Consider the following 22,659-nt stretch of genomic DNA (forward strand, 5'->3'; position numbering starts at 1 on the left):
TGAGATGTTTCTTGTTCGAAACAATTCAGAGGGATTTGCTGGCATGATGGCGTCTATGGACAACACGCCCGTCACCGATCCCGCCACCGTCCTCGACGTCCAGGGCCTCACCGTCACGCTCTCGTCCGACGGTCGACGCAACCGCGTGGTCGACGGCATCGACCTCGCGGTCCGCCGCGGCGAGGTCTTCGCCCTGCTCGGCGAGTCGGGGTCGGGCAAGTCGATGACCGCCCGCGCCGTGATGGGGCTGCTCGCGAAAGACGATGTCGAGGCGACGCGGCTGTCACTCAACGATGTGGATCTGCTCAGCCTCTCCGCCGAGGAGCACCGTCGTCTGCGCGGCGTGCAGGTGAGCCTCGTGATGCAGGACGCGCTCTCCGCCCTGAACCCGGTGCTCAGCATCGGCGACCAGATCGCCGACCTCATCCGCGCGCACCGCCCGACCTCCCGTCGCGCCGCCGAGACGCGAGCCGTCGAGCTGCTGACCCTGGTGGGCATCCCCTCGCCCGAGAAACGCGTGCACGACTACCCGCATCAGTTCTCGGGCGGACAGCGGCAGCGCATCCTCATCGCGATGGCGATCGCGCTCGAACCCGACCTGGTCATCGCGGATGAACCCACCACCGCCCTCGACGTGACCGTGCAGGCGCAGATCCTCGATCTGCTGCTCTCGCTGCGGGACCGCCTCGGCATGGGGGTGCTGCTCATCACGCACGACCTGGGCGTGGTCATGGAGGTCGCCGACCAGGTCGCCGTCATGCGCGCCGGGCGGATCGTCGAGGCGGGAAGCGCCGACGCGGTGCTCACCGACCCTCAGCATCCGTACACCCTGCAGCTGTTGAACTCGCTCCCCCGCGACGTCAGCGCGGCGGTGGACGTCGACGGAGAGGCGCCCATCCTCGAGGGCCGGGGTCTGGAACGCACGTTCCGCTCGGGGTCCGGACGCCGCGCGCATCGCGTCGCCGCCGTGGCCGGCGTCGACCTGGCGCTGCGACGCGGCGAGATCCTCGCCGTCGTCGGCGAGTCGGGCAGCGGCAAATCGACGCTGGCCCGGATGCTCGTCGGACTCGACTCGCCCGATGCCGGCACCCTCACCTACCGGGATCAGGACGTGACGCGCGGGCGACTGAAGGACCGCAGGGTGCTGCGACGCGGCGTGCAGATGGTCTTCCAAGACCCGTACATGTCGCTCAACCCCCGGATGACGGTGCAGCAGATCATCGCCGAGCCGCTCGCCGCCACGCGCTCCGGCACCCCGGCGAGCCGCCGTGCGCGCGTCGCCGAGCTGCTCGACCTGGTCGGCTTGACCCCCGAGATGGGCTCGCGCTTCCCCCACCAGTTCTCCGGCGGGCAACGTCAGCGCATCGGCATCGCGCGTGCGCTCGCGCTCGACCCCGACGTGCTCGTGTGCGACGAGCCGGTCTCGGCGCTCGACGTGTCGATCCGCGCGCAGATCATCGACCTGCTGTGCGACCTGCGCGAGCGTCTGGGCATGTCGATCGTCTTCATCGCGCACGATCTCTCGCTGGTGCGCCACATCGCCGACCGGGTCGCCGTCATGTACCGCGGCGACATGGTCGAAGTCGGCGCGACCGAGGCGGTCTACCGCGACCCCCAGCACGAGTACACCCGGTCGCTGCTGTCCGCGATCCCCCCGCAGACGCGCGCCGAGCGGGGAATGCTGCAGCGGCGCACGCGTCTCAGCGCGTGACCGCTCGGTGATGCGGGGAGCGAGTCGCTCCCGCGCGGCTCACTCCCCCGCGACGGTCTCCGGCAGCTCGATCGGAACGACGGGGCAGTCCTTCCACAGGCGCTCGAGACCGTAGTACACGCGCTCCTCCTGGTGGAAGACATGCACGATCAGGTCACCGAAGTCGAGCAGCACCCAGCGGGCTTCGGCGCGGCCTTCGCGGCGCACGCGCTTGTGCCCGGCCTCGATCAGGCGATCCTCGACCTCGTCGGCGATCGCGGCGACGTTGCGCTCGCTGTTACCGGTGACGAGCAGGAAGATGTCGACGAGCGGCAGCGGCTCCGACACGTTCAGGGCGACGAGGTCTTCGCCGCCCTTGGAGACGGCCGCGGCCGCCGCGATCTGGAGCATGCGGTCGGCGGTTTCAGGTGATTGCATCAGAACACATTCGTGGTGAAGGCCACCCCGAGGGCGACGGCGAGAGCGAGCGCCAGGCCACCGGCGACGATCGCCAGGACCAGCATGAGTCGGTTGCCCTTCTCGGGCGCGGGGGGCCGGATGATCTCTCCGGCGGGCTTGATGGTGCTGACCGCCGAGCTGGCGGCGATCGGCGTGGGCGACGATGCGGGGGGCAGTTCGCCGTCGATGAGCACGGCATCGACCTCTTTGCCGTCGGCGACGCCGTGGGCGTGCCCCTGCGAGCCGAGGCCCCGGGGCAGCTCGTACGACCCCGTCACGAGGATCTCGCCCGTGGACGCCACGGGACCGGAGAGCGACCCCTCGCCGGGCGAGGGGGTGAAGATCAGCGCGCTGGGCGCCGTGTGCGAGCCGTTCGAGTCTCCCGAGGCGATCAGGTCATCGAAAGAGGGCGTGAAGGCCGGGCGCTCCTGCTGGAGCACCGCTTCCCCGAAGGCGGGGTTGACGACCGGCGTCTCACCGTCGGCGAGGGGTTCCTCGTCGTCGTCCGCGTCGACCAGGTCGTCGGTGTCGGTCGCCTCGAGGCCGAGTACCTCGACCACGTCGTCCGTGTCGTCGGCGGTGTCGTCAGGAGCCGCATCCTCGGTGACCGCATCGTCATCGGCGGTCGCGGGCTCATCGACGATGACCGCCTCGACCGGCGTCTCGCGCGACGCCGCAGCCGCGTCCGACGCACTCACGGGGGTCGCGACGAGCTGCTCGTCGTCGTCATCGTCGATGTCGTCGTCGATGTCGTCGCCGCGATCAGTCGTGTCGCCGGAAGCGGTGGGCCCGGTCGTCGCCGGCGCGAACGTCGGCACTTCGGAGACCACCGCGGGCTGCTCCTGCTCGGTCGCATCGATCACCGGCACCGACGCCGTGCGGATGCGCTCCTGCTCGCGCGCCTGGCGCCGGGTCAGCGGTGCGGACGCGGCCGTCGACGACTCCTCGTCACCGGGCGACGCGGCGTCCTCCGTCTCGATCGATTCCGGCTGCGCGTCGGGCTCCTGCGTCGTGCCCGCCGTGTCGGACTCCGGCGTCTCGGCAGCAGTGTCGGACTCCGGCGCCGCGACCGCCGCGTCGGGCTCCTGCGCCGCTGCCCCGTCGGGCTCCTGCGCGGCCGCTGCCATCTCGTCAGTGATCACCGGGGTCGCGCCGGTCTGCCGCGCTTCTCGCAACTGCTTGCGCGTCAGCGGACCGTGCCCCTGCTGATCCGATGTACTCATGCCTTGCTCCGATACAGATGATGCTTCGCGATGTACTGGACGACCCCGTCGGGGACGAGGTACCACACCGGTTGATCCTCTCGGACCCTCTCCCGACAAGCCGTCGACGAGATCGACAGGGCCGGCACCTCGAGCTGACTCACGTTGTCGCTCGGGAGGCCGTCGGTGCTCAGGATGTGTCCTGGGCGCGAGACCGCGACGAAGTGGGCCAACTCCCACAGTTCATCATGGTCTCTCCAACTGAGAATCTGCGCCACGGCGTCGGCACCCGAGATGAAGAACAACTCGGCGTCGGGGCGTTCGCGCTTCAGATCGCGCAGCGTGTCGATCGTGTAGGTGGGTCCGGCCCGATCGACATCGACACGGCTCACGGTGAAGCGGGGGTTGGAGGCTGTCGCGATCACCGTCATCAGGTAGCGATGCTCACTGGGGGTGACGTCGGACTTCTGCCAGGGACGCCCCGTCGGGACGAAGACGACCTCGTCGAGATCGAAGGAATGCGCCACCTCGCTCGCCGCGACCAGGTGCCCGTGGTGGATCGGGTCGAAGGTCCCGCCCATCACGCCGATGCGCGGAGCGCGCGAGGTCGCGGTCTCCATGGTGCCTTAGTGGCCGTGCCCTGCCGCCTCGTGGCCGTCCTTGCCGTGCTTCGCCGCCCAGGCCTCCGCCTTGGCGGAATGACGGTTGGCGACGTGACGGTACGACAGCGTCACGAAACCGAGGAACGCGAAGACGATCGCCGCGATCACGCCGAAGATCAGCGTTTCGAGGGCCACGTTGCCGTGGTGCTCGGTTTCGGCGGCAGCCATCGCGACCTGTGCGATGAGATTCATCGTTTCTCCGTTTCGTGACCTGACTCGGTGCAGCGCGTTCCAGTCTAGCCCTCAGCCGCGCGTCTGCCCCGACCCACGCGCCAGCCACTTCGTGCTCGTGAGCTCGGCCAGCCCCATGGGGCCGCGGGCGTGCAGCTTCTGCGTCGAGATGCCGACCTCGGCGCCGAACCCGAACTCGGCACCGTCGGTGAACCGCGTCGACGCGTTGGCCATCACCACCGCCGAGTCGACCTCGGCGAGGAAGCGCTCGATGCTGCGGGCGTCGGTCGAGACGATCGACTCGGTGTGACCCGTGCTGTAGCGGCGGATGTGGTCGAGGGCCTCGTCGAGCGAGTCGACGACCTTGATCGCGATCTCCAGGCCGAGGTATTCGGTCTTCCAGTCGTCCTCGGTGGCGGGGATCACGCTCGCGACGAGCCCCGCGACGACGTCGTCGCCGTGGATCGCGACGCCCTCGCTCTGCAGCTCGCTCGCCACCAGCGGCACGAGGCGGGGTGCGGCCTGGCGATGCACGAGCACGGTCTCGACCGCGTTGCACACGCTCGGACGCTGCACCTTGGCGTTCATGACGATGTCGGTCGCCCAGTCATCCGGTGCCGATTCGTCGAGGAAGATGTGCACGTTGCCGGCGCCGGTCTCGATCACCGGCACGGTCGACTGCGTCACGACGGTTTCGATCAGGCCGGCGCTCCCCCGCGGCACGAGCACGTCGATGTAGCCGCGCCCCTGCATGAGCGCCGTCGCCCCCTCGCGACCGAAGTCGTCGACGGTCTGGATCGCCTCCGGGGTGACACCCGCTCCGTCGAGGGCCTCGCGCATGACCTCGACCAGCACGGTGTTGGACTCGCGGGCGGCGCTCCCCCCGCGCAGCACGGCGGCGTTACCGGAGCGGAGGGCGAGTGCCGCGATATCGACCGTGACGTTGGGTCGCGCCTCGTAGATCGCGCCGACGACGCCGAAGGGGACCCGGACCTGCTCGAGCACGACGCCGTTGGGCATCCGATGTCCGCCCACCACGCGCCCGACCGGATCGGGAAGCGCAGCCACCTCGCGCACGGCGGCGGCGAGGGCGGCGACGCGCTTCTCGTCGAGACGCAGCCGATCGATCAGCGAATCACCGATCGCGTTCTCCCGACCTCGATCGACATCCCGCGCGTTGGCCGCGATGATGCGTTCGGCATCGCGCTCGAGACCTGCGGCGATCGCCTCGAGAACGCGGGCCTTGTCGGCGCTCGTGAGGGCCGCCGTCACACGGGAGGCGTCCTTCGCGCGCTCCAGGCGCGCCTGCGGGGTCTGGTCGGTCATCCGCCCAGTCTAGAGGCGCGTGCGCACCGTCAGAGTGCGGGCTCGAACCACGTTCCGATGGTCTCTCCCGACAGCGCACGACCCACCAGGTCGGCGCTCGTCACGAGCACTCCGATCCCGGATGCCGCGGCCAGACGCGCGGCCGAGACCTTCGTCGCGGCACCCCCCGTGCCTACGCTGTTCACGACCGTGGCTCCGAACTCCAGGCCGCCGAGATCGGCATCGGCGGCGATCACGTCGAGCGGCTGCGCGGAGGGATCGGACGGCGGCTTCGTGTAGAGTGATTCGATGTCGCTGAGCAGCACGAGGGCGTCGGCCTCGATGAGTTGTGCGACGAGGGCTCCGAGGCGGTCGTTGTCGCCGAAGCGGATCTCCTGCGTCGCGACGGTGTCGTTCTCGTTCACGATCGGCAGCACGCGCAGCCCGAGCAGTCGCTCCATCGCCCGACGCGCGTTGCTGCGCGATGTCGGGTTCTCGAGGTCGCCCGTCGTCAGCAGCACCTGCCCCGCCACGATGTCGAAGGGGCGCAGCGCCTCCTGATACCGGTAGACGAGGATGTTCTGCCCCACCGCGGCCGCCGCCTGCTGCGTGGCGAGGTCGGTCGGACGCTGGTCGAGACGCAGGAACGGGATGCCGGACGCGATCGCACCGGAGGAGACGAGGACGACCTCGGCACCGCGGGCGTGCGCCTGGGCGAGCGCCTCGACGATGACCGGGATGCGCCACGCCGCGTCACCGCTGATCGACGATGACCCGACCTTCACGACGATGCGGGTGGCGGTCGCGAGATCGGCGCGTGAGCGCGCGGTCACTCCTCGTCCTCGCGGGTGGCGAGACGGCGCTCCTCTGCTTCGGCGCGGGCGGCTGCCTTGGCATCCATGCGCTCGTAGTAGTGCTCACGACGCTCCGACGTCGTGCGGCGCGCGTTCGGCGCGAGACGCGGGTCGGTGCCGCGCGGCGCCGTCATGAGTTCGGCGGCGGACGTCATGGTCGGCTCCCAGTCGAAGACGATGCTGTCGCCCTCGCCGATGACGACCGTCGATCCCTGGACCGCGCCCAGGCGGAACAGCTCGTCCTCCACGCCCAGCTTCTCGAGCCGGTCCGCCAGGTATCCGACGGCCTCCTCGTTCTGGAAGTCGGTCTGCTGCACCCAGCGCACGGGCTTCTCGCCGAGGATGCGGTACACGTTGCCGTATGTGCCGCCCTCGACGCGGATCGTGAACTCCTTCTTCGACCCGCGGGGACGGATGACGACGCGTTCGATCGCGGGCTCGGCAGCGGCCTGCTCGGCGCGATGCTTCTCGACGATCTCTCCGAGGGCGAAGGTCAGCGGGCGCAGGCCCTCGTGCGAGACCGTCGAGATCTCGAACACGCGGAAGCCGCGCTCCTCGAGCTCGGGGCGCACGAGGTCGGCGAGGTCGCGCGCCTCGGGCACGTCGACCTTGTTCAGCGCGACGAGTTGCGGGCGCTCCAGCAGGGGCGTCTGGCCCTCCGGCACCTCGTAGGCGGCCAGCTCGGCGAGGATGACGTCGAGGTCGGAGATCGGGTCGCGTCCCGGCTCGAGCGTGGCGCAGTCGAGCACGTGCAGCAGCGCCGAGCAGCGCTCGACGTGACGCAGGAACTCGAGTCCGAGCCCGCGGCCCTCGCTCGCGCCCTCGATGAGGCCGGGCACGTCGGCGACGGTGTACCGCGCATCGCCGGCCTGAACGACGCCGAGGTTGGGGTGCAGGGTGGTGAAGGGGTAGTCGGCGATCTTCGGCCGTGCGGCCGAGATGGCGCCGATGAGGCTCGACTTGCCGGCGGAGGGGTAACCCACGAGCGCGACGTCGGCGACCGTCTTGAGCTCGAGCACCACATCGCCCTCGAAGCCGGGGGTGCCGAGCAGTGCGAAGCCCGGGGCCTTGCGCTTGGGGGTCGCGAGCGCCGCATTGCCGAGACCGCCCTGGCCGCCCTGCGCGACGACGAACCGCTGGCCGGGCTCGATCATGTCGACGAGCACCTCGCCATCGGGCGACTTCACCACCGTGCCCACGGGCACGGGGAGCTCGAGCGTCTCGCCCGCGTACCCCGAGCGGTGGTCGCCCATGCCGAAGCCGCCGTTCGGCGAAGAACGGTGCGGCGAGTGGTGGTACGACAGCAGCGTGCCGGTCTGCGTGTCCGCGACGAGGACGATGTCGCCGCCGTCGCCGCCGTTGCCGCCGTCCGGGCCGCCGAGGGGCTTGAACTTCTCACGGTGCACCGAGACGCATCCGTTGCCGCCCTTGCCTGCACGCAGGTGCAGCGTCACGGTGTCGACGAACGTGACCATGTCTCGGTCTCCTTGATTGAAGCTTCCCGCCCTCCGGTGCCGGAGGGCAGATACACGGACGGGGCGAGCCGAAGCCCGCCCCGTCCGGAAGTCGTGTGCTGTGCGAGTGTTACTCGCCCGCAGCGACGATGTTGACGACCTTGCGGCCGCCCTTCGCACCGAACTGCACGGCGCCGGCAGCGAGGGCGAACAGCGTGTCGTCGCCGCCACGGCCGACGTTCACACCGGGGTGGAAGTGCGTGCCGCGCTGACGGACGATGATCTCGCCGGCGTTGACCTGCTGGCCGCCGAAGCGCTTGACGCCCAGTCGCTGTGCGTTGGAGTCACGACCGTTACGGGTCGAGCTCGCGCCCTTTTTGTGTGCCATGTCCTGGTCTCCTCGGTCTTACTTGATGCCGGTGATCTTGACGCGCGTGAGCTCCTGGCGGTGGCCCTGACGCTTCTTGTAGCCGGTCTTGTTCTTGTACTTCTGGATGACGATCTTCGGGCCGCGGAGGTTGCCGATGACCTCAGCCGTGACCTTGACCTTCGCCAGAGCGTCGGCGTCGGTGGTCACTGAGGCGCCGTCGACGAGCAGCACGGCGGGCAGCTCGATCTTCTCGCCCGAGGCAGCCTGAACACGGTCGAGCTGAACGATCGTGCCGACCTCGACCTTCTCCTGCCGCCCACCGGCGCGCACTACTGCGTAAACCACTTCATACCTGTTTCGTTGGGGAGCTCGCGGCTCCGAGAATCTCACGGGAAGACTGTTGCTTGCATGCACCGCGGGGCGGCGGGTGCGAAGGCAAGACTCTCCGCTTCGGCCGACGAGGTCGACGCGGCTTACGCACCAAGGGACTACTTTACCGGATGCCGCGGCTCCTCGCAAAGCGAGCCGACCGGCGTGCCGCGTTCTAGGCTGGCGGGATGACCGTTCTCGTCGACGACCCCGTCTGGCCCGCCCACGGACGGCTCTGGGCGCATCTGGTGAGCGACGAGAGCCTCGACGAGCTGCACGCCTTCGCGCGTCGCAACGACCTGCCGGCCCGCGCCTTCGACCGCGACCACTATGACGTCCCCGAAGAGAGCATCGAGCGGCTCGTGGCCGGCGGCGCTCGGCGCGTGGGCGGCAAAGAGCTCACGCGCCGGTTGATCGCCTCAGGACTCCGGGTCCGCGGGCGCGACCGGCGCTGACGTCTCGCCGTTCACCGCCACCGGGGTTCCGGTGAGGGCGGCCGTGCTCACCCGTCGCCGTCCGCGGCCCTGACCGGGCGCCTTGGGCTCGGGCAGAGCGTCGAGCACCGAGTCGAGCAGCGCCTCGGCCGGGCTGCGCGGAGCGCCCTTGCGCTCTCCCCCGCGCTTCTTGCGCGGCTTCTTGGCCCGCTCGGGCGCGTCGCCCTGAGCCGCGGACTCGACGACGGGCGCCTCCGCCGGAGCATCCTCCGCCGGAACCCGCGTCGACGCGGCGATCTGCGCGAGCGCGGACTTCGCCCCCTCGGGGATGCTGTGGGTCACGGGCGCCGCCGGGGCGGTGTTCTGGTTCTGGTTCTGGTTCTGGTTGCCGCCGCGCTGGCGGCGACCCCCGTTACCGTTGCCGTTGCCGTTACCGTTGCCGCCCCCGTTGCCGTTGGAGCGGTGCTTGACCACGGGGTCGTGGTGCACGATCACGCCGCGGCCGGCGCAGACCTCGCACGCCTCGCTGAACGTCTCGAGCAGACCGAGGCCGAGCTTCTTACGGGTCATCTGCACGAGCCCGAGCGAAGTGACCTCGGCGACCTGGTGCTTGGTGCGGTCGCGGCTCAGGCACTCGATGAGACGACGAAGCACGAGGTCGCGGTTCGACTCGAGCACCATGTCGATGAAGTCGACCACGATGATGCCGCCGATGTCGCGCAGGCGCAGCTGGCGGACGATCTCTTCCGCGGCCTCGAGGTTGTTCTTCGTGACGGTCTCTTCGAGGTTGCCGCCCGAACCGACGAACTTGCCGGTGTTGACGTCGACGACCGTCATCGCCTCGGTGCGGTCGATGACCAGCGAGCCGCCCGAGGGCAGCCACACCTTGCGGTCGAGAGCCTTCTCGATCTGCTCCGTGATGCGGAAGGCGTCGAAGGGGTCGGTCTCGTCCTCGTAGGCCTCGACGCGCTCCAGCAGGTCGGGCGCGACACCCTCGAGGTACGCGCGGATGGTCCGCTGCGAGTCCTCGCCCTGGATGAGCATCTTCGTGAAGTCCTCGTTGAAGACGTCGCGGACGATCTTGACCAGCAGGTCGGGCTCCGCGTGCAGCAGCGCGGGCGCCTGCTGGGTCTCGACCTGCGTGCGGATGTGCTCCCACTGCGCGGTGAGGCGCTGCACGTCGCGGGTGAGCTGATCCTCGGTGGCGCCTTCTGCGGCCGTGCGCACGATGACGCCGGACGACTCCGGCAGCACCTCCTTGAGGATGCGCTTCAGCCGGGCCCGCTCGTTGTCGGGGAGCTTGCGGCTGATGCCGTTCATCGACCCGCCGGGCACGTACACGAGGTAGCGGCCGGGCAGCGAGATCTGGCTCGTCAGGCGAGCGCCCTTGTGGCCGACCGGGTCTTTCGTGACCTGCACGAGCACGCGGTCGCCGGGCTTGAGCGCCAGCTCGATGCGGCGGGGCTGGTTGCCGGTCTCGACACCGTCCCAGTCGACCTCGCCCGAGTAGAGCACGGCGTTGCGGCCCCGACCGATGTCGACGAAGGCGGCCTCCATGCTGGGCAGCACGTTCTGCACCCGGCCGAGGTACACGTTGCCGATGAGCGACGCGTCCTGATTGCGGGCGACGTAGTGCTCCACGAGCACGCCGTCTTCGAGCACGCCGATCTGCGTGCGGCCGTTCTTCGAGCGCACGACCATCTTGCGGTCGACCGACTCGCGGCGGGCGAGGAACTCGGCCTCCGTGACGACCGGGCGGCGGCGTCCGGCGTCGCGGCCGTCGCGGCGGCGCTGCTTCTTGGCCTCGAGGCGCGTCGACCCCTTGATGGCCTTGGGCTCGGTGATGTACTCGACCACGCGCTGGCGCTGACGGGGCTCGCGCTGCTCGCGCGACTCGCGAGGCTCGTCGGCATCCTGACCGCCGCGGCGACGGCGACCGCGACGGCCACCCTCGCTGTCGTCGAACTCCCGATCCGCCGGTGCGGAGTCCCGCCCCGGTCGCGCCGGCAGCGGCACGATCTCGGGCGCGTAGAAGTGCAGTCGCGTCGACACCTGAGACACGAACACCTCGGGCAGCAGACCTAAAGTCACCGCGGTGACCGGCGCGGGCTTCGCCCGCTCCGGCGACGGGGCGGGCTGCTCGACCTTCGCGGTCTGCTCCTGCGGGGCGGACTCGCCCTGCGGGGCGGGCTTCTCGACCGAAGCAGACTGCTCGACCGGAGCAGACTCCTCGGTGGGCGCTGCGTCCTCGGTGGGGGCTGCGTCCTCGGTGGGGGTTGCGTCCTCGGTGGGAGCGGACTCTTCCGTCGGAGCAGGCTCCTCGGCCGGGGCCGCGTCCTCGGTGGGAGCGGACTCCTCCGCCGGGGCGACGTCCTCGGTGGAGGCGGGCTCCTCCGCCGGAGCGGGCTCCTCGGCCTGCGCGGGCCCTTCCGCCGGAGCAGACTCCTCGGCGGGCGCCGCGCCATCGCTCTGCGCGTCGGCGACCGGCTGCACAGCCTCCTCCTCTGCGGAGGACTCGGCCTCGGGAGCCGTGGGCTCCGTCAGCTCTTCCGCGGCATCCGCCGGGAAGTCGAGAGTAGGGGCGTTGTTGTCATTGTTCTCATCGGCCATCTCTGGCGTACTCCCTGCACGTGCACCCGGGGGTGCTCCGTGAAATCTCGTGCGGCACCCGCGGGTGCCGCGAACTCACTCGAAGTGCGGCCGGCTCGTGGCTCTGGTCGCGAGGGGCATGGGCCCCGAAGTCTGCGTCGATGCGCGTCCCGGCTGGGCCGGACATCGCATCACACGTCATTATCGCACCAAAGGGCCCGGATTGCGGCATCCGTGTGCTCGCATGCTTTTCTCCGGCCCGTTCTCGCCGCATCCATAGCCGTCACTGAGATAATCCCCAGATGAGCGAGCAGCGCCCCCGCCCCGTGTTCTACGCCGTCTGGCTGATCATCGCGAGCGTGATCGGATGGTTCGCCGCCTTCCAGCTCACGGTCGAGAAGTTCGCCCTGCTGAAAGACCCCGACGCGGCGCTCTCGTGCGACCTGAGCGCTTTCATCCAGTGCGGCAAGAACCTCGGGTCGTGGCAGGGCGAGGTCTTCGGGTTCCCGAACCCCCTGCTCGGCCTCACCGGATGGATGGCTCCGCTGGTCGTCGGCGTCGCGCTCCTCGCCGGAGCCCGCTTCGCCCGCTGGTTCTGGGCGCTCTTCGGCGTCGGCGTCACGTTCGCCTTCGGGTTCGTCTGCTGGCTCATCTCGCAGAGCATCTACGACCTCATCGTCCTGTGCCCGTGGTGCATGGTGACGTGGGCGGTGACCATCCCCACGTTCTTCGCCACGATGCTGCACCTCACACGCAACGGCACGTTCACGTCGTCGGAGAAGGCGCAGGAGCGCGCCGACAAGCTCATGGTGTGGGTCCCGCTCGCGACGGTCGTCGCCTACGCGATCATCATCGTCATGGCGCAGGCCAAGGGCATCGACTTCCTGGGCGAGATGGCGCGCATCGTCTTCGGCTGAGCGCCGACACGACGAGAGCCCGCCCCCGAGAGAAGGGGGCGGGCTCTCGTCGTCGCAGCGGGTTCAGCCGAACCAGATGCCGAGCTCGCGTGCGGCCGACTCGGGGCTGTCCGAGCCGTGCACGAGGTTCTGCTGCACCTTGAGGCCCCAGTCGCGTCCGAAGTCGCCGCGGATGGTACCCGGCGCGGCGGTCGTCGGGTCGGTCGTACCGGCGAGCGAGCGGAAGCCCTCGATCACGCGATTGCCGGCCAGACGGATGGCGACGGACGGCCCGGAGAGCATGAACTCGATCAAGGGCTCGTAGAAGGGCTTGCCCGCGTGCTCGGCGTAGTGCGCGGCGAGCAGGTCGCGGTCGGGGTCGACGAGGCGGATGTCGACGAGCGCGTAGCCCTTCGCCTCGATGCGGGCGAGGATCGCGCCGGTGAGGCCGCGTGCCACACCGTCGGGCTTGACGAGGACGAGGGTTTCTTCGGTGGCCATGTCATTCACTCTCTGTCTGAGTCTCGGTCGAGGGTCCGGCCGGGCGTCGTGCGTCCAGTCGGGCCCCCATGATGGTCGCATACGCCCACATGCCGCCGAAAATCAGGGCGACGAGCAGGATGGCCGGAACGAAGAACGCCGAGAGCGCCACGATCGCCTGGATCGCCCACCCGGCGTTGATCGCCCACGGCCGGGTGATCATCCCGGCGACGACGATGCAGGCGAGACCGACGACGCTCCCGCCGACGATGCCCCACCACTGCGGCACCTCCTCGGGAAGCGAGCGCAGTCCGAAGATCGTCAGGCCGGCGAGGAAGACGACGATCGCCTCGAAGCCCAGCACCACCGGCGCGAGCTTCTGCGTCAGGGTGCGAGGGGCACGGGCGCGGCGCGGCGCGCCTCCCGCAGCGCTCACGCGCGCCATCCCGACTTCCAGTCCTCGTCGTTCGCGAGTGCGATCGCCTCGCCGGCGAGCACGACGGAGCCGGCGATCACGACCGCACGGCGGTCGTTCGAGGCCGCCCACTCGCGCGCCGCGTCGGCGGCATCCGCGAGCGACGGATGCACGGTCGCCCGCTGTCCGGTCTGCTCGACGAGGTCGGCGATCGCGTCGGCGTCGCTGGCGCGGTCCGAGTCGGGGGCGGTGGCGAAAACGTGCGCGGCGGCCGGCGCGAGCCGCTCGACGATGCCGGCAGCATCCTTGTCGGCGAGGATGCCGAGCACGAGGCCCCATTCGTCGAAGTCGAAGCTGTCGTCGAGCGCCTGCACGAGGGCGGCGGCGCCGTGCGGGTTGTGCGCGGCATCCACGACGATGGTCGGGGCGATGCCCAGGAGCTGCAGTCGGCCGGGCGAGGTCGCGCCCTGCAGGCCCTCCGACATGATGTCGTCGGCGATGCGCTGACCACCGCCGCCGATGAGCGACTCCACCGCGGCGACGGCGAGGGCGGCGTTGTGCCCCTGGTGCGCCCCGTACAGCGGCAGGTACTCCTCGACGTAGTTCCCCGCGAGTCCGCGGATCGTCAGCAGCTGCCCGCCGACCGCGAGTTTCTGCTCGGCGAGACCGAAGTCCTCGCCGTCGAAGGCGAGCGTGGCGCCGTGCTCGGCGACGGCCGCGCGCAGCACCTCGACCGCCTCGGCCGGCTGCTGGGCCGACACCACGGCCGCGCCGTCTTTGATGATGCCCGCCTTCACGCGCGCGATCTCGGCGATCGTGCTCCCCAGCCGGTCGGCGTGGTCGATGTCGATGGGCGCGAAGACCGCGACGTCACCGTCTGCAGTGTTCGTGGAGTCCCACTCGCCCCCCATGCCCACTTCGAGCACGAGCACGTCGACGGGCGCATCGGCGACCGCCACGAAGGCCAGCACCGTGAGCAGCTCGAAGAACGTGAGCGGCTCCTCCCCCGCGGCCTCCAGCTCGGAGTCGACGATGCCGACGAACGGCTCGATCTCGTCCCAGGCGTCGGCCACGGCCTCGTCGGCGATCGGCTCGCCGTCGATCATGATTCGCTCCGTGAAGCGCTCCAGGTGCGGGCTCGTGAACAGTCCGGTGCGCAGCCCGTGGGCGCGCAGCAGACTCTCGATCATCCGTGCCGTCGACGTCTTGCCGTTCGTGCCGGTGATGTGCACGACGCGGTAGGTGCGCTGCGGGTCGTCGAGGAACGCGAGGATGCGCGCGGTGCGCTCCTTGCGCGGCTGCACCCAGCGCTCCCCCGCCCGGGCGAGCAGGGTCTCGTAGACGGCATCCGCCCTGTCGCGTGCGCTCATTCGGCTCCTCCGATCCGGCTGACCGCGATCGTGAATGCGTCGCGGTTCGCGTACGTGCCCTTCGCGATCTCGGCGGTGAATTCCGCGTCCTGCAGCGCGGCGTCGCCGCGCAGCAGTGCGTGCTCGACGGCGAGGGTCTCCCCCGCGACGTCGGCGGTGTCGAAGGCGGATGCCACGGCGGCCGCATCGTCGACGCTCTCGAACTTGAGCCACAGGCGGATGCGGTCGCTCACGTCGAAGCCGGCGTTCTTGCGCGTCTCCTGCACGGCGCGGATGACGTCGCGGGCCAGGCCCTCGGCCTCCAGCTCCGGCGTCGTCCGGGTGTCGAGCAGCACGAAGCCGCCGGTCGGAACGATCGCGAGCGCCTCGCCCTCGGGGCGACCGGTGGTCTCCAGCACGAGTTCGTACTCGGCCGGCTCGAGCACGATGCCACCTGCGGTCACGACGCCGTCGTGTTCGCTCCAGTCGCCGTTGCGCGCCGCCTGGATGGCCTTCTGCACGTCTTTGCCCAGGCGCGGACCGGCCGCGCGAGCGTTGACGCTCAGCCGGTGGTCGATGCCGTAGTCGGCGGCCGTCGTGTCAGTGACCGGCACGAGCTCGACCGCCTTGACGTTGAGCTCCTCGCGCAGGATGTCCTCGAACTGTCCCAGCGACGCGGCCAGCGGCGAGACGACCGTGAACCGGGCGAGGGGCAGGCGCACGCGCAGCTTCTCCTTCTTGCGCAGCGCGTTGCCCACGCTCGACAGCTCGCGCACCGCGTCCATCGCGTCGCGGATCTCGTCGGCGTGCGGGAAGGCGGCATCGTCCGGCCAGTCCTGCAGGTGCACGCTGCGGCCGCCCGTCAGGCCCTGCCAGACGCGCTCGCTGATGAGCGGCACGAGCGGAGCAGCCACGCGGGTGAGCGTCTCGAGCACCGTGTACAGCGTGTCGAACGCCTCGCGGCTCTTCCGGTCATCCGTGACACCCACCCAGAACCGGTCGCGCGAACGACGGATGTACCAGTTGGTGAGCACCTCGGCGAAGTCGCGCAGACGCGCAGACGCCGTGGTCGAGTCCAAGCCTTCGAGGTCGGCGCGCACCTCGCGCACGAGGTCGCCGAGACGGGCGAGGATGTACCGATCGAGCACGTCGGTCGAGTCGGTGCGCCACGACGCCTCGTACCCGTCCGGCCCGGACGCGTTCGCGTACGTGGCGAAGAAGTACCAGGAGTTCCACAGCGGCAGAAGGAACTCGCGCACGCCGGAGCGGATGCCCTCCTCGGTGACGGCGAGGTTGCCGCCCCGGAGGACCGAGCTCGACATGAGGAACCAGCGCATCGCGTCGGAGCCGTCGCGGTCGAGCACCTCCGAGACGTCGGGGTAGTTGCGCAGCGACTTCGACATCTTGTAGCCGTCGCTGCCGAGCACGATGCCGTGGCAGCTCACACCGGTGAAGGCTGGGCGGTCGAACAGCGCCGTCGACAGCACATGCATGACGTAGAACCAGCCGCGGGTCTGGCCGATGTACTCGACGATGAAGTCTGCGGGCGCGTGCGAGTCGAACCATTCCTGGTTCTCGAACGGGTAGTGCACCTGGGCGTAGGGCATCGACCCCGAGTCGAACCACACATCGAAGACGTCGTCGATGCGGCGCATCGTGCTGCGACCGGTGGGGTCGTCGGGGTTCGGCCGGGTGAGGTCGTCGATGTAGGGGCGGTGCAGGTCGACCTCGCCCTCGGGGTTGCGCGGGAGGGTGCCGAAGTCGCGCTCGAGTTCCTCCAGCGAGCCGTAGGCGTCGACACGCGGGTACTCCGGGTCGTCGCTCTTCCAGATCGGGATGGGCGAACCCCAGTAGCGGTTGCGGCTGATCGACCAGTCGCGCGCCCCCTCGAGCCACTTGCCGAACTGGCCGTGCTTGACGTTCTCGGGGACCCAGGTGATCTGCTCGTTGTTCGCGAGCAGATCGTCCTTGATGTCGGTCACCCGGATGAACCAGCTCGACACCGCCTTGTAGATGAGGGGGTTCCGGCACCGCCAGCAGTGCGGGTAGGAGTGCTCGTAGCTCTGCAGCCGTACGAGGCGTCCCGCGTCGCGGATGATCCGCACGAGCGGGGTGTTCGCCTCCATCCAGAGCTCGCCGGCGACGTCGGTCACAGTGGGGAGGAAGCGTCCGCCGTCGTCGAGAGACAGGATCGTGGGGATCCCCGCGGCGCCGGCGACGCGCTGGTCGTCCTCACCGTAGGCGGGAGCCTGGTGCACGATGCCGGTGCCGTCGCCGACGGTGACGTAGTCGTCGACGAGGATGCGCCAGGCGTTCTCGGTGCCCCAGGTCTCGGCATCCGCGTAGTAGTCGAACAGACGGTCGTAGGTGACGTCCTGCAGTTCGGAGCCGCGCACGGTCGCCTGCACCGCGGCGAGCGCCTCCTCGGCGCTGTCGTAGCCGAGGTCCTTGGCGTAGCCGCCGAGCAGTTCGCGGGCGAGGAGGTAGCGGTGGGCGGATGCCTCGACGGCGGCGTCTGTGGTGCCGGCGGCCTGGTGCACGTCGGCCGCGCCGTTCGGACCCGCGGGCACGACGACGTACTCGATGTCCGGCCCGACGGCGAGCGCGAGGTTGGTCGGAAGGGTCCAGGGCGTCGTGGTCCAGGCGAGGGCGCGCACGGCGGTGAGCCCGAGCGCCTCGGCCTTGGCGCCGGTGAGCGGGAAGGTGACCGTCACCGACGGGTCCTGACGCATCTGGTAGACGTCGTCGTCCATGCGCAGCTCGTGGGCGCTGAGCGGCGTCTCGTCGCGCCAGCAGTACGGCAGCACGCGATAGCCCTCGTAGGCCAGACCCTTGTCGTAGAGCGTCTTGAACGCCCAGAGCACGCTCTCCATGTAGCCGAGGTCGAGCGTCTTGTAGCCGCGCTCGAAGTCGACCCAGCGGGCCTGCCGGGTGACGTAGTCCTCCCACTCCCGGGTGTAGGCGAGCACCGAGCTGCGGGCCTTCGCGTTGAAGACGTCGATGCCCATGGCCTCGATCTCGCTCTTCTCGGTGATCCCGAGCTGCTTCATGGCCTCGAGCTCGGCGGGCAGACCGTGGGTGTCCCACCCGAAGACGCGGTCGACCTTGTGGCCGGTCATGGTCTGGAAGCGCGGGAACACGTCCTTGGCGTACCCGGTCAGCAGGTGACCGTAGTGCGGCAGGCCGTTCGCGAAGGGCGGGCCGTCGTAGAACACCCACTCCGGCGCGCCCTCGCGCTGCTCGACCGAGGCACGGAAGGTGTCGTCGGTCTTCCAGAAGTCGAGGATCTCCTCCTCGATCTGCGGGAAGCGGGGGCTCGGCGCCACAGAGGCGGCCTGATCGGCGGCGGGTCCGAAGGAGGAACGCGGGTAGGTCATCGTGTCTCGCAGTGGTCGTCGTGGGCTGCTGCGAGGACGATCCGTGCGGACCGCGGTACCACCCCGCGTGCGCTTCGACCCGTTCTGGGTCGTCGCGCCACTCTCACTGCGGCTGTGACGGGCCTGCCCCGCTCGGTTCTACTGGGCCCGGGGGCCGTTCTTCCGAGAGCTCCCCGGTGATGGCCGGATCGATGCTCGTGTTCCCAGTGTACGCGCCCGCGGCACGCGCTGGATCTCGCAGTTCTGCACGATCTCGCACCGATTTGCCTCCCGCTCTGCGACATCGTGCTGATCTGCGGGCATGTGCTGGTCATCGGTGCAGCCCCTGGGCGACGGCCCGCATGATGAGGTCCTGCACGACCTCCCAGTGCTCCATGACCTGCCGGTAGCCCACGCGGATCACGTGATAGCCCGAGAGTTTCAGCTGGGCGTCGTGCCTGATGTCCTCCGAGCGCTGCGCGCCGACATGGGTGGCGCCATCGATCTGCAGGACCAGACGCGATCCGATCAGCGCATCCACGCGATGGCCGATGAGCCAGACCTGGAAGAAGAGCGGGAGCCGCAACCATCGCAGCCGCGGACGGAGGTAGGTCTCGAGCCCCGCATCGGCGAACGGCCATGCAGCGTCCAGCACGCGACGCGCCACCGCTGAACGGGAGTCGCGTGAGAGCGGCCCGATCGACCAGGCCCTTGTTCAGCGCGGAATCCCAGGTGGCCAGCGCCTGCTCGTACGGCTCGCAGTCGGCGACGAGAGCGAGCACGTTCTCGATCGGATCGACCAATGCATCCGGATGCCGTGGAAGGAGGGGCTTCGCCCAATGCACGTGCACCCCCGGACGCCTGCGCACCGCGCTTCCCGGAGTGGCGCCCACGTGAGGTGAAGACGCCTCCGCGTGCACCCAGAGCCCCAGCCGACGCGCCTGGGTCACGCACGTGAGCACCACTCCCTGCTCTGCCGCCGCGACCAGCCCGCCCGGGGCTTCGTGCACAGCCACCCAACCGTGCCGCACGCGCCGGATGGTGCCGGCCCGGAGCGCGGAGTCGATCCGGTGCCGACTGACGCCGCGCGCCTGCAGGGTCGTCGTGCGAGCGACGCCGCCGAGCTGGACGATGTGGTCCGCGACGGGGCCCGAATGTCTGGTCATCCCGCCACTGTGCCTCCCCCAGCCTCCGCCCCCTGTTCCCTTCGCTCCCCTGACGCCATCTCCGCCCCATCCGCGTGGCGGTGCAGGACGAGTCCGCGCTCGCAGTTCTGCACAATCCCGCAACCGAACCGTCGAACCCCTGCGAGATCGTGCAGATCTGCGAGATCGTGCGTGGGGAGGGAGGGACGGGGCTAGGGGCGAGAGGCCGCGAGGAGCTCGCGGGTGAACGGATGCTGCGGCGCGGCGAACACGTCGGCCACAGCTCCCTCCTCGACGATCCGACCGTCCTGCAAGACGATGACGTCATCGGCGACGGCGCCCACGACGTCGAGGTCGTGCGAGACGAACAGCATGGTGAGGTCACGGTCGCGTTGGAGGCGCAGCAGCAGGCGGAGGACGCGTTCCCGCACCGACGGGTCGAGGGCCGACACCGGCTCGTCGAGCACGAGCACGTCGGGCTCGGCGGCGAGCGCACGGGCGATCGCCGCCCGCTGCCGCTGTCCGCCGGAGAGTGCGGAGGGGAGGCGGTCGGCGAGTCCGGCGTCGAGGTCGACCTCGGCGAGCAGCTCGCGCACCCGGACGGGGCGGAGGGCACGCGGCACTCCCCCCGCGGCGAGCGCCTCCCGCAGCGAGCGTCCGACGGTCCACCGCGGGTCGAACGCCCCGAGCGGGTTCTGGTGCACGAACTGCACGCGATGGGCGCCGTGCCACCGCACCTCGCCGGCATCCGGCCGTTCCACTCCGAGGATGATGCGGGCGAGCGTCGTCTTGCCCGATCCGGACTCGCCGACGATCCCGAGCGTGCGCCCCGCGCGCACCTCGACGTGCGCATCGACGATCGCGGGCACCCCGTCGAAGGCCTTCGACACTCCCTGCACCGTGAGCACGGGTGCCGAGAGCGCGGGATGCGCGTCGCGCGGCTCATGGAGGGTGGCCGCGATGAGTTGACGGGTGTACGGATGCTGCGGCTCGCCGAGCACCGCGTCGACAGGCCCCTGCTCGACGACCTCGCCCGCGCGCATCACCAGCACCCGGTCGGCGATGCGGCGCACCGCCGCGAAGTCGTGGCTGATGAACAGCACCGCGGTCCTCTGGTCGGCGATGTCGCGGAGCAGGTCGAGGATGCGCGCCTGGACGGTGGCGTCGAGCGCCGTGGTGGGCTCGTCGGCGATGAGGGCGGCGGGGTCAGCGGCGAGCGCGGAGGCGATGAGAGCGCGCTGACGCAGGCCCCCCGAGAGTTCGTGCGGGAACTGCCGTGCACGCCGCTCGGGTTCGGGCATCCATACGCGTCGGAGCAGGTCGCGCACGCGTTCGCGCAACCCCGCACCGCCGCGTCCGTGCAGCCGGAGCGGCTCGGCGACCTCCGATCCGACGCGCTGCAGCGGATCGAGGGCGACGAGCGCGTCCTGCGCGACGAGCGCCACGGTGTCTCCGCGCAGGCGGCGCCACGAACGCTCGGTCGCGCCGCGGACGTCGGCCCCGTCGATGCGCAGCACATCCGCGGAGACCGCCGCGCCCGGTGGATGGAGTCCGAGCAGCGCCCGTGCCGTGAGCGACTTGCCCGCCCCCGACTCCCCGACGATCGCGACGCACTCCCCCGGCGAGACGGTGAGCGAGAGCCCCCGCACCACCTCGGCGCCGCGGATGACGATGCGGAGGTTCTCGACCTCGATGGCGGCGGTCATCGCTCCCTCCCCTCCGCTCGGGCGCGCAGCAGTCGCCCGACGACGGTGGCCGCCACGACGGTGAGTGTGATGGCGATGCCCGGGAACACCGAGATCCACCACGCCTGTCCGAGCACGTTCCGCCCGCCGGCCAGCATCAGGCCCCACTCGGGCGTCGGTTCGCTGGGGCCGAGTCCGAGGAAGCTCAGACCGGACGCCGCGAGGATGCTCGAGCCGATGCCGATGGTCGCGAGCACGCTCAGCGCGCCGACGACGCCGGGCACGACGTGTCGGCGGAAGGCCGCCCCCCGGGGCACGCCGAGGATGCGCGCGGCCTCGACGTGCTCGGCGAGACGCAGGGTGCGCGTCTGCACACGGGCGAGGCGGACGTATACGGGCGCGGCGGCCAGGGTGACGGCGATCGCGACGTTCACGGGCCCGGGGCCGAGCACCGCGATGACCACGAGCGCCACGAGGAACTCGGGGAAGGCCATGAGCACGTCGTTGACCCGCATGAGCGCGACGTCGATCCACCGCGGGGCGATCCCGGCGAGCGCGCCGACGGTCAGCCCGATGAGGAGCGCGATCGCCGTGGCGAGCAGACCGATGCCCACCGAGCGTCCTGCGCCGAACACGACCCGCGAATACACGTCGCGGCCGCTCTGATCGGTGCCGAACCAATGCTCCGTGCTGGGTGGCAGCAACGCACCGCGCACATCGGTGAGCACGGGGTCGTGGGTCGACAGGAGCGCAGGGAACGTCGCCGCCAGCAGCACGAGGCCGAGCACGGCGACGGCGACGCCGAGCAGCGCTCGCCGCCCGGGGGTCACCGCGCCCTCCTCGTCGATGCGGAGCGCAGACGGGGATCGAGAAGCGGATGCACGAGCTCCACCGCTACGTTCACGACCACGAACACGAGGGCGCTGAGCAGGATGATCCCCGTGATGACGGGCAGGTCGCGGTCGCTGATCGCGGCGAGCGTCACCCGGCCGAGACCGGGTCGTGCGAACACCTGCTCGACGAGCACGGCACCGCCGAGCACCGAGCCGGTGAGGTACGCGGTGAGGGTGATGGCGCTCGACGCGCCGTGCCGCAGTCCGTGCCGGAGGGTGAACCAGCCGGGGCCGGCGCCGCGAGCACGGACCGTCTCGGCGAACGGCAGCCGCTCGGCCTGCACGAGGCCGTCGCGCAGCACCTGTCCGAGAAGCGCGGCCACCGGCAGGGCGAGCGTGACCGCCGGGAGCACGAGCGTCGCCGGGTTGCGCGCTCCCGACACGGGGAACCACCCGAGCCCGAACGCGAAGACGCTCAGCAGCACGAGACCGATCCAGAACACGGGTGACGAGAGCACGACGAGTTCGACGCCGGCGGCGACCCACCGCGCGGGGTCGCCGCGCACCAGCAGCGCGACCGTCAGAGCGAGGACGACCGCGATCACGAGGGCGAGGGCCGAGAGCTGCAGGGTCGCGCCGAGCTGTCGCCCGATCACCTCGGCCACCGGCATCCGCAGTTGATACGACTCCCCGAGGTCGCCGCGCAGCAGCCCGCCGAGGTAGTCGAGGTACTGCTGCAGCGGCGGACGATCGAGTCCGAGCTCGGCGCGGATGCCGTCTTTCACGGCGTCGCTCACCTGGGCCTGCGGTCCGAGCATGACCGACACCGGGTCGCCGGGGATCACGCGGAATGCGAGGAATGCCACGGTCGCGGCACCCCACAGCACGGCGACGACCGAGGCGGCGAGACCGGCGATCCGCACGAGCGCAGCCTTCACCGC

At 70.4% G+C, this 22,659-nt stretch carries 21 protein-coding genes; 3 read left to right on the forward strand and 18 right to left on the reverse strand.

The genetic code is table 11. The features are described from left to right. Positions 1-55 precede the first annotated feature (55 nt). Entirely contained in the window at positions 56-1,711 is a 1,656-nt protein-coding gene (locus RWS82_RS06460) for an ABC transporter ATP-binding protein (protein ID WP_314647928.1), read from the forward strand. Positions 1,712-1,750: 39 nt separating this feature from the next. Here RWS82_RS06460 and rsfS read toward each other — a convergent pair whose 3' ends face one another. The 9 genes from rsfS to rplU all read right to left on the reverse strand — a co-directional run bounded on the left by rsfS (position 1,751) and on the right by rplU (position 8,512). Continuing rightward, the gene (gene rsfS / locus RWS82_RS06465) at positions 1,751-2,128 is read right to left on the reverse strand and encodes a ribosome silencing factor (RefSeq protein WP_314647929.1); all 378 of its coding nucleotides are present in this window, start codon (positions 2,126-2,128) and stop codon (positions 1,751-1,753) included. After that, a complete protein-coding gene (locus RWS82_RS06470) occupies positions 2,128-3,372 on the reverse strand; it encodes a hypothetical protein (protein ID WP_314647931.1) in 1,245 nt (414 codons plus the stop codon). The genes rsfS and RWS82_RS06470 overlap by 1 nt, the downstream gene beginning before the upstream one ends. Further along, positions 3,369-3,971: a nicotinate-nucleotide adenylyltransferase gene (gene nadD, locus RWS82_RS06475; RefSeq protein WP_314647932.1), complete on the reverse strand. Its 603-nt coding sequence runs from the start codon at positions 3,969-3,971 to the stop codon at positions 3,369-3,371. Before nadD ends, RWS82_RS06470 begins: the two co-directional genes overlap by 4 nt. Before the next feature lie 6 nt (positions 3,972-3,977). Continuing rightward, positions 3,978-4,205, reverse strand: a complete 228-nt coding sequence (locus tag RWS82_RS06480) for a hypothetical protein (RefSeq protein WP_314647934.1) — start codon at positions 4,203-4,205, stop codon at positions 3,978-3,980. A gap of 51 nt (positions 4,206-4,256) precedes the next feature. Further along, positions 4,257-5,510 (reverse strand): glutamate-5-semialdehyde dehydrogenase, encoded by a 1,254-nt coding sequence (locus RWS82_RS06485; RefSeq protein WP_314647936.1) that lies wholly within the window; start codon positions 5,508-5,510, stop codon positions 4,257-4,259. Between the two features lie 29 nt (positions 5,511-5,539). Next, entirely contained in the window at positions 5,540-6,322 is a 783-nt protein-coding gene (gene proB / locus RWS82_RS06490; RefSeq protein ID WP_314647937.1) for a glutamate 5-kinase, read from the reverse strand. Further along, on the reverse strand, positions 6,319-7,818 hold the full coding sequence (gene obgE, locus RWS82_RS06495) for a GTPase ObgE (protein ID WP_314647939.1): 1,500 nt from the start codon (positions 7,816-7,818) through the stop codon (positions 6,319-6,321). Before obgE ends, proB begins: the two co-directional genes overlap by 4 nt. A 109-nt stretch (positions 7,819-7,927) precedes the next feature. Further along, positions 7,928-8,185, reverse strand: coding sequence for a 50S ribosomal protein L27 (gene rpmA, locus RWS82_RS06500; protein WP_314647941.1), 258 nt, complete (start codon positions 8,183-8,185; stop codon positions 7,928-7,930). 18 nt (positions 8,186-8,203) lie between these two features. After that, positions 8,204-8,512, reverse strand: coding sequence for a 50S ribosomal protein L21 (rplU, locus tag RWS82_RS06505; RefSeq protein WP_314095150.1), 309 nt, complete (start codon positions 8,510-8,512; stop codon positions 8,204-8,206). Positions 8,513-8,724: 212 nt separating this feature from the next. Here rplU and RWS82_RS06510 point away from each other — a divergent pair, with 212 nt between their 5' ends. Then, positions 8,725-8,991 (forward strand): DUF4031 domain-containing protein, encoded by a 267-nt coding sequence (locus RWS82_RS06510; protein WP_314647942.1) that lies wholly within the window; start codon positions 8,725-8,727, stop codon positions 8,989-8,991. On the opposite strand, the gene RWS82_RS06515 is transcribed toward RWS82_RS06510, so the two are convergent. Continuing rightward, the gene (locus RWS82_RS06515; RefSeq protein ID WP_314647943.1) at positions 8,956-11,580 is read right to left on the reverse strand and encodes an Rne/Rng family ribonuclease; all 2,625 of its coding nucleotides are present in this window, start codon (positions 11,578-11,580) and stop codon (positions 8,956-8,958) included. The two genes, RWS82_RS06510 and RWS82_RS06515, sit on opposite strands and share 36 nt — an antisense overlap. A gap of 281 nt (positions 11,581-11,861) precedes the next feature. Here RWS82_RS06515 and RWS82_RS06520 point away from each other — a divergent pair, with 281 nt between their 5' ends. Next, positions 11,862-12,476 carry a vitamin K epoxide reductase family protein gene (locus RWS82_RS06520; RefSeq protein ID WP_314647945.1) on the forward strand — a complete coding sequence of 205 codons (615 nt, stop codon included), beginning with the start codon at positions 11,862-11,864 and terminating at the stop codon, positions 12,474-12,476. Between the two features lie 63 nt (positions 12,477-12,539). Here the strand turns inward: RWS82_RS06520 and ndk are convergent, their stop codons facing one another. The 8 genes from ndk to RWS82_RS06560 all read right to left on the reverse strand — a co-directional run bounded on the left by ndk (position 12,540) and on the right by RWS82_RS06560 (position 22,656). Continuing rightward, positions 12,540-12,956, reverse strand: coding sequence for a nucleoside-diphosphate kinase (gene ndk, locus RWS82_RS06525; RefSeq protein WP_314647947.1), 417 nt, complete (start codon positions 12,954-12,956; stop codon positions 12,540-12,542). A gap of 1 nt (position 12,957) precedes the next feature. Continuing rightward, the gene (locus RWS82_RS06530) at positions 12,958-13,380 is read right to left on the reverse strand and encodes a DUF4233 domain-containing protein (protein ID WP_314647949.1); all 423 of its coding nucleotides are present in this window, start codon (positions 13,378-13,380) and stop codon (positions 12,958-12,960) included. Beyond that, positions 13,368-14,720 (reverse strand): folylpolyglutamate synthase/dihydrofolate synthase family protein, encoded by a 1,353-nt coding sequence (locus RWS82_RS06535; RefSeq protein WP_314647950.1) that lies wholly within the window; start codon positions 14,718-14,720, stop codon positions 13,368-13,370. Before RWS82_RS06535 ends, RWS82_RS06530 begins: the two co-directional genes overlap by 13 nt. Next, positions 14,717-18,076, reverse strand: coding sequence for an isoleucine--tRNA ligase (gene ileS / locus RWS82_RS06540; RefSeq protein ID WP_314647951.1), 3,360 nt, complete (start codon positions 18,074-18,076; stop codon positions 14,717-14,719). Before ileS ends, RWS82_RS06535 begins: the two co-directional genes overlap by 4 nt. Before the next feature lie 310 nt (positions 18,077-18,386). Continuing rightward, a complete protein-coding gene (locus RWS82_RS06545; protein WP_314647952.1) occupies positions 18,387-18,710 on the reverse strand; it encodes a DUF559 domain-containing protein in 324 nt (107 codons plus the stop codon). Positions 18,711-19,412: 702 nt separating this feature from the next. Continuing rightward, complete coding sequence (locus tag RWS82_RS06550) at positions 19,413-20,906, reverse strand: ABC transporter ATP-binding protein (protein WP_314647953.1); 1,494 nt, start codon at positions 20,904-20,906, stop codon at positions 19,413-19,415. Then, positions 20,903-21,715, reverse strand: coding sequence for an ABC transporter permease (locus RWS82_RS06555; RefSeq protein ID WP_314647954.1), 813 nt, complete (start codon positions 21,713-21,715; stop codon positions 20,903-20,905). Before RWS82_RS06555 ends, RWS82_RS06550 begins: the two co-directional genes overlap by 4 nt. Next, complete coding sequence (locus tag RWS82_RS06560; protein ID WP_314647955.1) at positions 21,712-22,656, reverse strand: ABC transporter permease; 945 nt, start codon at positions 22,654-22,656, stop codon at positions 21,712-21,714. Before RWS82_RS06560 ends, RWS82_RS06555 begins: the two co-directional genes overlap by 4 nt. Positions 22,657-22,659: the final 3 nt, after the last annotated feature.

The sequence above is a fragment of the uncultured Microbacterium sp. genome, assembly GCF_963528945.1.
Lineage (GTDB): Bacteria > Actinomycetota > Actinomycetes > Actinomycetales > Microbacteriaceae > Microbacterium.